Below are 7,484 nucleotides of genomic sequence, written 5' to 3'. Positions count from 1 at the left end.
TACATTCCGAACCCGGAAGCTAAGCCTCACAGCGCCGATGGTACTGCAGGGGGGACCCTGTGGGAGAGTAGGACGCCGCCGAACAATCATTCACGAGAAGCCCCTGATCCCTTCGGATCAGGGGCTTCTCGCATTCCCGGGCACGTTTTCTCGAACGAAGCCGACGAAGCCGGATCAGCGCTGCCGCCTGTGACGCAGGTCACGCCGGATCAAGAACCTGCACGCCGCATCGGGCGTCTGGCTGGTGTGAGATCACGCAGGAGAGCACTGGACGAGCTGGACGAGGAGCGACTCCTCCGGCTGGTGGCCAGGGGCGACCGCGGGGCGTTCGAGGAGCTGTACCGCCGTACGTCGCCGTGGTTGGCGGTGCGGTTGCGCCGTCGCTGCTCGGACGAGCAGATCGTTGCCGAGGTCATGCAGGAGACGTTCCTGGCGGTGTGGCGCGCGGCCGACGCGTTCGCCGGGAGCGCGGTGGGCGGGACGGCCGTCGGGTGGCTGTGGACGATCGCGGCGCGCCGGCTGGTCGACGCCTTCCGGCGTCGGGCTCACCACGCCGAACCGCCCGTCGCCGCCGCCGAGTTGGCGATGGCGCCCGCGGCGGAGGAGGAGGCGCTCGGCGGGACGGTCGGCGGCGACGTCGGCGATGCGCTGCGGCGGCTGGCGCCGGAGCTGCGACAGGTGCTGCAGGCCATGGTGCTCGACGGGCTGTCCGTCCGGGAGACGGCCGTGCTGCTCAGGCTGCCCGAAGGGACCGTCAAGACGCGTGCCCGCCGGGCCCGGATCGCGATGCGGGAGGAACTGGCATGAGCGCCGACAGGAGCACGGGACACGCGGCGCCGAGGCTGATCGCCGACTACGCGCGCGGTGATGTCGAACTGCCCGCCGACACGTTGTGGGCGCTGGAGTCCCATCTGGAGACGTGTGCGCCGTGCCGTGGTCGCCTGGCGGCCGTGGTCCCCGTCGAGGCGCCCGGCATCGCGGCGCTCGTCGACTCCGTCCGAGCCGGTCTGGAACCGCAGTTGGCCGCAGCCGTCGTTCGCGCACCTACCCGGCGACGTCGGCCCCGATGGGTGACGGCCTGGCTGACGCCGGTCATGGCTCCCTGGCTGGCGATGACCGCCGCCGTCACGCTGGTCGCTCTGCTGCTGGACGAGGCCACGCCGTCGGCGGTCCTCGGCAGCCCGTCCCTCGCACTGCTGCTCGCGCCCGTGCTGCCCCTGTGCGGTGTGGCCGCGGCGTGGTCGCGCGGTCTGGACCCGGCGCACGAGCTGACGGCGTCGACGGCCCGCGCCGGACTGCCCCTGCTCCTTCGCCGCACCGCGGCGGTGCTCGGCGTCGTGGTGCCCGGGTTGCTGGTGGAGGGCTGGCTGACCGGGGCGATGACGGCCGCGCAGTGGTTGCTGCCCTCGCTGGCCTTCACCTCCGCCGCCCTGGCGCTGGGCAGCGTCGTCGGGGTGACCCGTGCGGCCGCCGGCCTGGCCGCTCTGTGGGGCGTCGCCGTCGTGGCACCCGCCTGGTTCACCCGGCGCGTTCCCGTCGTCCTGGACACGGACGTCCTGCCCCTGTGGGGAGTGGTGCTCGCGCTCGGCGCCCTCGCCGTGATCGTCCGCCGGAACCTCTACTCGGCTCTCTGAAGCCCTCGTCGGTCTCGAACTTCCCACCGATGACCCCCGGAAGGGACCATCCATGACACCTGTGACGAGCGCGGTCGACACCGCGCCGAAGACCTACGCCTGGGAGGTCCGGGCCACCGGCCTGAGCGTGCGCGCCGGACGGCGGAAGCTCGCGGTCGACGGGCTGGACCTCGACCTGGGCACCGGCACCCACGGCCTCCTGGGGCCCAACGGCGCCGGGAAGACCACCCTGATCCGTGCGCTGGCCACCGTGCTCCGCCCCGCCGCAGGCTCGCTCGAACTGCTCGGCAGCCCGGTGAGCGCGCTGGGCGACCACCGCGCCCTTCGGCGCCGGATCGGCTACCTGCCCCAGGAGTTCGGCTACTACAAGCGCTTCACGGTGCGCGAGTTCGTCGAGTACATGGCCTGGCTGAAGGAGGTGCCGAAGGCGGACATCCCGGGTGCCGTCCAGCGGGCCGTGGAACGGGTCGGTCTCGCGGACCGGGCCGACCACCGGATGAAGACGCTGTCCGGGGGCATGGTGCGGCGGGCCGGCATCGCCCAGGCCATCGTCAACGACCCGGCGGTGCTGCTGCTGGACGAGCCGACGGTCGGCCTGGACCCGGCGCAGCGGCTGCGGCTGCGCGAGCTGCTGCAGGAACTGGGGCGCGAGGCCTGCGTGATCGTCTCGACCCACCTGGTCGAGGACGTCGCGGCGGCCTGCTCCGACGTGGTGCTGTTCGCCGACGGCCGCCTGGTCTTCCAGGGCACGCCGGAGGCCTTGGCCGCGGCGGGCGGCCCCGAGTACCCGGGCGACAGTCCGCTGGAGCGAGGGTACTCGGCGCTGCTGAGCAACTCCGGTCAGCCCGGGGGTACGTGGTGAGCGCGCGGGTGTTGCGGACCGAGCTGAAGCGCTCGATCGCGCCGTGGGCCGGCGCTGTCGTGCTGGTGGGCAGCCTGGCGGTCTTCTTCCTGATCGACGGCATCTGGTGGCGCGGCAACGCGGGGTGGACGGCCCAGTGGACCTCCATGGCCATGTGGACGCGCTACCTGCTCGGCTTCTGGTGGCCACTCGTGGTGGGCCTGGGCGCGGCGTACGGGCTGCGCGACTCCCGCTCGCGGATGGGTGAGCTGTTGAGCACCACGCCGCGTCCGGCCTGGCGCCGCGCGGCCGTGCCGGCGGGCGCGATGGCTCTGGTGCTGGCGGGCGGCTTCGGTCTCCTGGTCGTCGTGGGCGGGGTCCAGGTGGCCCTCGGCCGGACCACGTACACGTCGCTCGGCTGGCTGCCGATCTCGCTCGTGGCGGCGCTGGCGCTCGTCGCGGGGGCCGTGTTCGGCATGGGGGTGGCCCGGGCGCTGCCGTCCGTGCTCACGCCGCCCGCCCTGGTGGTGACGGTCCTGATGCTGGCGAGCCTCCTGCTGCGGCAGAACGGCGACGGGGCGCTGCCCTCGGGCGGCTCGATGAACCGGCTCGCCCTGTTCTCCCCGTTGACGGTGGAGCCGCGGCAGATGCTGCTGACCCTGTCGGGCTCCGTGCACCTCGGCCAGACGCTCTGGCTGCTCGGGCTGCTGGGCAGCGGGTTTGCCCTGCTGGTCGCCGGGACCCGCCGGAGCCGGCTGCTCGCGGTGGTCCCCGTCCTGACCGGCGCGGCCCTGGCCCTGGCGGTCCTGCCGGCCGAGGCCCGCGACACGTACGTCGTGGACAGGACCGCCGCCGCGCTCGTCTGCGACGGGCCGGTGTGCGTGACGCAGGCCAACCGCGACCGCCTGCCCGAGCTCTCGCTGCGCGGCGGGGAGGCGCTGCGCGTGCTGCACGACGTCCTCGGCGACACGGCGCCGACCCAGGTGCGGGAGGACACGACGCTGTACGCGCTCGGCGATGATCGCCAACTCTCCGCCGGCGTGGTGCTGGTGGACTTCGACGAACGGCTGTTGCGCGAGGCGACGGGGGAGCAGCTGGCCCGTGTGCTGATCGGCAAGGGCCTGGCACCGAACTGCCACGGGGACAACGACCGGGAGGGCGGGGGCCGCGGCGCCGTCGCCGCCCAGAGCGTGGCCGTGAGCTGGGCCCTCCACGACGCCCGGCTCCAGCCGCTGGAGGCCAGGGGCACCGAGGCTTACGCGCTCAAGACCTGGGCAGACGCCGACGACGCCTGGCAGAAGCTGACGGCGCTGCCGCCGGCCGAGCAGCAGGCCAGGATCGTGGAACTGCGCGCCGCGGCCCTCTCCTGCTCGGGCTACAACCACCTCCCGGTGCTGGCGGGGGAGGCGGCGCGATGAGGTGGCTGACGCTGTACGCCCGTTCGCGTCGGGTGCCCGCCTCGGCCGCGGCGATCGCGGTCGTCATGGCGGCGCTCTGGGCCCTCGACGGCCCGGGGCGCGCGGACGCGGGCCTCGCGGTCCTCGTCCTGACCGCGAACGTGGCCGCCGCCTCCGTCGGACTCGGAGGGCGGGACGAGGCCTTGGAACGGACGGCCGCGATCCGCTGGGCACCCCGACGGGCGGTCCACGTCCTGCTCATCGGCCTGCTGGCCGGCGTGGCCCTGCTGGCCGTCCAGGCGGCGGGAACACAATTGGCCCCCGCCGAGGTGGTCATTCGAGCCGCGGCGGGCTTGGCAGGGCTGGCCGCGCTGGGTGCGGTGCTGTGTGGAGCCCACTTCGCCTGGACTCTCCCGACGGGCTGGCTCGCCTTCACCCTCCTCGCCCCGTCACCGGGCGGTACCACGGGAGAGGTGCTCCACTGGATGACATTTCCCCCCGGCACCGAGACGTCCACCGCGACAGCGCTGGCCCTGCTGACACTCGGCACGGCGCTGTACGCGGTGGCGGGCCCGAGGCGGTAGGGGGCCGGGTGGCTCCCGGCGGTCCCCTCGGAGTCGGTCCCGGCCGGCCCGGAGCAGGGTGGCCGAGCCGCCCGAGGGCGACGCGCCCGTACACAGGGGCAAGACCCTGTGTACGGGGGCGAGGTCCCGGTGTACGAACGCTTTCCCGCTCACGTACGAGGGCGCCGAGATCGGCGAGCTGCCGGGACCCCCGCGCCCCGGGCAGTCCGAGCTGGACCGGCAGGACCGCGCCGCGCTGGGGCTGTTCGCCGATCAGGCCTCGCCGTGATCGCCGGTCAGGCCGTGGCGAGTTCCGCCGACCTGACCGCCCGGGTGCCCGGTGACACCGCCAGGCGGACCACGCTCCCGGGCGGGAGCTCCGGCGCCCCGGCGGGCAGGGCCCAGGCGACGGTGCGGTCCGAGTCGCCCGTGTCCACCGCCAGGAAGCGCGGCGCCTTCTCGCGCTTGCGCGGCTCCAGGCGCAGGACCTCGCCGGTGACGGTGTGCGGGGTGCGCCGTTCCAGGGCGGCGAGGACCAGGTAGTAGGCGGCGACCGCGCCGGAGCAGGCGATCGCGGCGGTCTCGCCCGGCAGGGGACCGGGGGCGTCCATGCCGTGGGTCAGCCAGCCGTGGCCGCTCGCGTAGTTGCCGGGCATCGTCGCGAGGAACGCAACGAAGAGCGTCCAGCGGCTGAAGCGGCCGGCCGCCGCGATCGCCAGAAGCCCGATGCCGACCCAGCCGAGGGTCAGCAGCAGGCCCGGTCGGCGCAGCGAGTGGCTCGGGTCGGGGCCGGACGTGACCGCCCAGTCCGGTCGGCGCAGTGCCACGAACACGGCCAGGCCGACGGCCACCACGGCTGCGGCGCCCGCCAGTCGCAGCAGCTGGGCCGGGGTGGCCCCGAAGCCGGGGCGAAGGCGGGGGTAGCGGATCCGGACCGGACGCCAGGCGCCCCCGTAGGAGGACCAGACCCGGCGCTTGTCGCCCGCGTCGAAGCCGAGCAGCCGGGTGCTCCGGGTGGTCACGCCGAGCGCCGCGCCGTACGCGAGGTAGCGGTCCCACACGGCGACGGAGGCGGGCGGCAGCGGGGCGAAGTCCTCGTGCGCCCGCAGCCAGGCCTGGACGCCGGCCCAGTGACCGGCCCGTTCCAGGCCGAACCGCGTCGCGCGCTCGCCGATCGCCCTGGTCAGCAGGTACATGAGCGGGATCGAGGGGAGGACCCCGACGACGATCGCAGCGCGGATGTTGTGCCCGCCGGTGAGCCCGCCCAGCCCGAGCAGCACCCCGGGGCCGAAGGCGGAGACGGCCAGCGCACCGGACAGCAGCGGCGCGAACCGGGATCGGGAGAGCCCGCGCCGCCGGGCCTCGGCGACGATCTCCTTGCGTAGCGCGGCGTTCCACGTGCTCGCGCGCTCCTGCGCGCGGAAGGCGATCGCCCCGATCGGGGCGCCGGACGTGCCCGCCTGCTCGGTGATCCGGGCGAGGACACGCCGTTCGTACGGCGTCAGGTCGTCGGCGTCCCTGCCGGTGAGGTGCACCGTGCTCTGCGTCGGGTCGTCTGAGGGCTGGCGCACCTCGACGAGGCCGCGCGCCGCGAGGTCGAGCAGGGTGGCGGCCGCGGCGTGGTCGACGGAGCGCCACCGGTTGGCCAGCAGGGCGACGACGGCCGGCCGCTCCGGTTCGGGGCCGAGCTCCTGGGTGGCGGGGGCCGCGTGCACGACGCCGTTTCGGGTGGCCACGAGTGCGAGCCCGAAGACGACGAGCCAGAGCACGAACAGGCCGGCGGCGGACCAGTAGAACTGGTCCTCGAGGCCCGTGCTCATGCGAAGGTCACCCGGGGCGCCTCCTGGGCGGCGGCCCCGGCCTCGAAGTACTCCCGGTGCGCGTGTGCGCCGCCGATGCCCGAGACGACGTTGCCCGGGAAGCTCTCCAGCGCGGTGTGGTAGCTCTGGACGGCGCTGTTGTAGAACTGCCGCGCGTAGGCGATCTTGTCCTCCGCGGTGGCCAACTCGGCCTGCAGCGCGGCGAAGTGGCGGTCGGCCTTCAGCTGCGGGTAGCTCTCGCCCAGGGCGATCAGCTTGCCGAGCGAGGCGGTCAGCACGTCCTCGGCGGCGGCCTTGCCGGCGACCCCGAGAGCGGCGTCCGCCGCCGCCCCGCGGGCGGTGACGACGGCCTCCAGCGTGGCCCGTTCGTGCGCCGCGTACCCACGGGCGCCCTCGACCAGGTTCGGGATCAGCTCGTGCCGACGCTTCAACTGGACGTCGATCTGCGCCCAGGACGCCTGCGTCTGGTTCCGCAGCCGGACCAGCCGGTTGTACGTCCGGACCACCGACCACACCAGCGCCATCACCAGTACGGCGACGACTCCACCCACGACGGCACCCATGATGTCCCCCCGATAAACGCGACCTCGTGTTCCGGTAGACCCGGTAGGTCGGGGCGATCCTAGGCGTGCTAACCGGTTGGGTGCTGCGAATAAGTGAGAGGACCGGGCGCGGCCGGAACCGGACTGGTCGGCAGGGCCCCGGGCAGCGGGCCGGCACCCCGGCCTCGTCGCTCCAGGGCAGGCGGTCGGACCGGCCGTGAGCTGGTCTTCTTGTGTCCGACGCGGAGTAGGAGTACTGTCTCCTAGTCGCTCGGCAGGGAGTATCGGACACGCGTCAGTGTGGACGGTCCCGGAGCGGCCAATCCCCTGAAACACCACGTCCCGGTCCGGGCTGGGTCGCGTCCTGTCGCGGCTCGGTGCGCATTTGGCATGTGTGTTTATCGGGATTGTGTCCGGACTTCGGTCGGATTCGCTTTACGGAGCGGGGATCGGCTACAGTTCAGGACGTCGGACGGGGCGTAAAGCTCCGGTCAAGACGACAGTGAGTCGGATGGCGAAGCCCGGAAACGGAGCGGAAATCATCTGGTAAGCTGGAAACACGAAAGAACGAAGCGCCCGGAGGGCCCGCTGGAAGGCGGCTCGAAGGAAGCGTCCGTTCCTTGAGAACTCAACAGCGTGCCAAAAGTCAACGCCAGATATGTTGACATCCCCGGCCTCGATCGTCTG

The 7,484-nt window shown here is 73.4% G+C and carries 7 protein-coding genes and 1 rRNA gene; 6 read left to right on the top strand and 2 right to left on the bottom strand.

Annotation, left to right across the window (positions count from 1 at the left end; all coding sequences use genetic code 11):
• The 6 genes from rrf to PUR71_RS24410 form a co-directional block, all read left to right on the top strand.
• Nucleotides 1-84: ribosomal RNA gene (rrf, locus tag PUR71_RS24435) — 5S ribosomal RNA — on the top strand; the annotation flags it as partial.
• Between the two features lie 162 nt (nt 85-246).
• A complete protein-coding gene (locus tag PUR71_RS24430; protein WP_329929241.1) occupies nt 247-807 on the top strand; it encodes an RNA polymerase sigma factor in 561 nt (186 codons plus the stop codon).
• Nucleotides 804-1,634 (top strand): zf-HC2 domain-containing protein, encoded by an 831-nt coding sequence (locus PUR71_RS24425; protein ID WP_329929240.1) that lies wholly within the window; start codon nt 804-806, stop codon nt 1,632-1,634. Before PUR71_RS24430 ends, PUR71_RS24425 begins: the two co-directional genes overlap by 4 nt.
• Nucleotides 1,635-1,686: 52 nt before the next feature.
• The gene (locus PUR71_RS24420) at nt 1,687-2,496 is read left to right on the top strand and encodes an ATP-binding cassette domain-containing protein (protein WP_329929239.1); all 810 of its coding nucleotides are present in this window, start codon (nt 1,687-1,689) and stop codon (nt 2,494-2,496) included.
• Nucleotides 2,493-3,893: a hypothetical protein gene (locus PUR71_RS24415; protein ID WP_329929238.1), complete on the top strand. Its 1,401-nt coding sequence runs from the start codon at nt 2,493-2,495 to the stop codon at nt 3,891-3,893. Before PUR71_RS24420 ends, PUR71_RS24415 begins: the two co-directional genes overlap by 4 nt.
• The gene (locus PUR71_RS24410) at nt 3,890-4,456 is read left to right on the top strand and encodes a hypothetical protein (protein WP_329929237.1); all 567 of its coding nucleotides are present in this window, start codon (nt 3,890-3,892) and stop codon (nt 4,454-4,456) included. The genes PUR71_RS24415 and PUR71_RS24410 overlap by 4 nt, the downstream gene beginning before the upstream one ends.
• Nucleotides 4,457-4,731: 275 nt before the next feature.
• On the opposite strand, the gene PUR71_RS24405 is transcribed toward PUR71_RS24410, so the two are convergent.
• Entirely contained in the window at nt 4,732-6,255 is a 1,524-nt protein-coding gene (locus tag PUR71_RS24405; RefSeq protein ID WP_329929236.1) for a DUF2207 family protein, read from the bottom strand.
• Nucleotides 6,252-6,818 carry a LemA family protein gene (locus PUR71_RS24400; RefSeq protein WP_329929235.1) on the bottom strand — a complete coding sequence of 189 codons (567 nt, stop codon included), beginning with the start codon at nt 6,816-6,818 and terminating at the stop codon, nt 6,252-6,254. Before PUR71_RS24400 ends, PUR71_RS24405 begins: the two co-directional genes overlap by 4 nt.
• Nucleotides 6,819-7,484 lie beyond the last annotated feature (666 nt).

The organism is Streptomyces sp. SP17BM10 (assembly GCF_036322405.1).
Classification (GTDB): Bacteria; Actinomycetota; Actinomycetes; order Streptomycetales; family Streptomycetaceae; genus Kitasatospora.
Note: the sequence above shows the minus strand (reverse complement) of the source record. Positions and strands in the feature narration are given on the sequence as shown.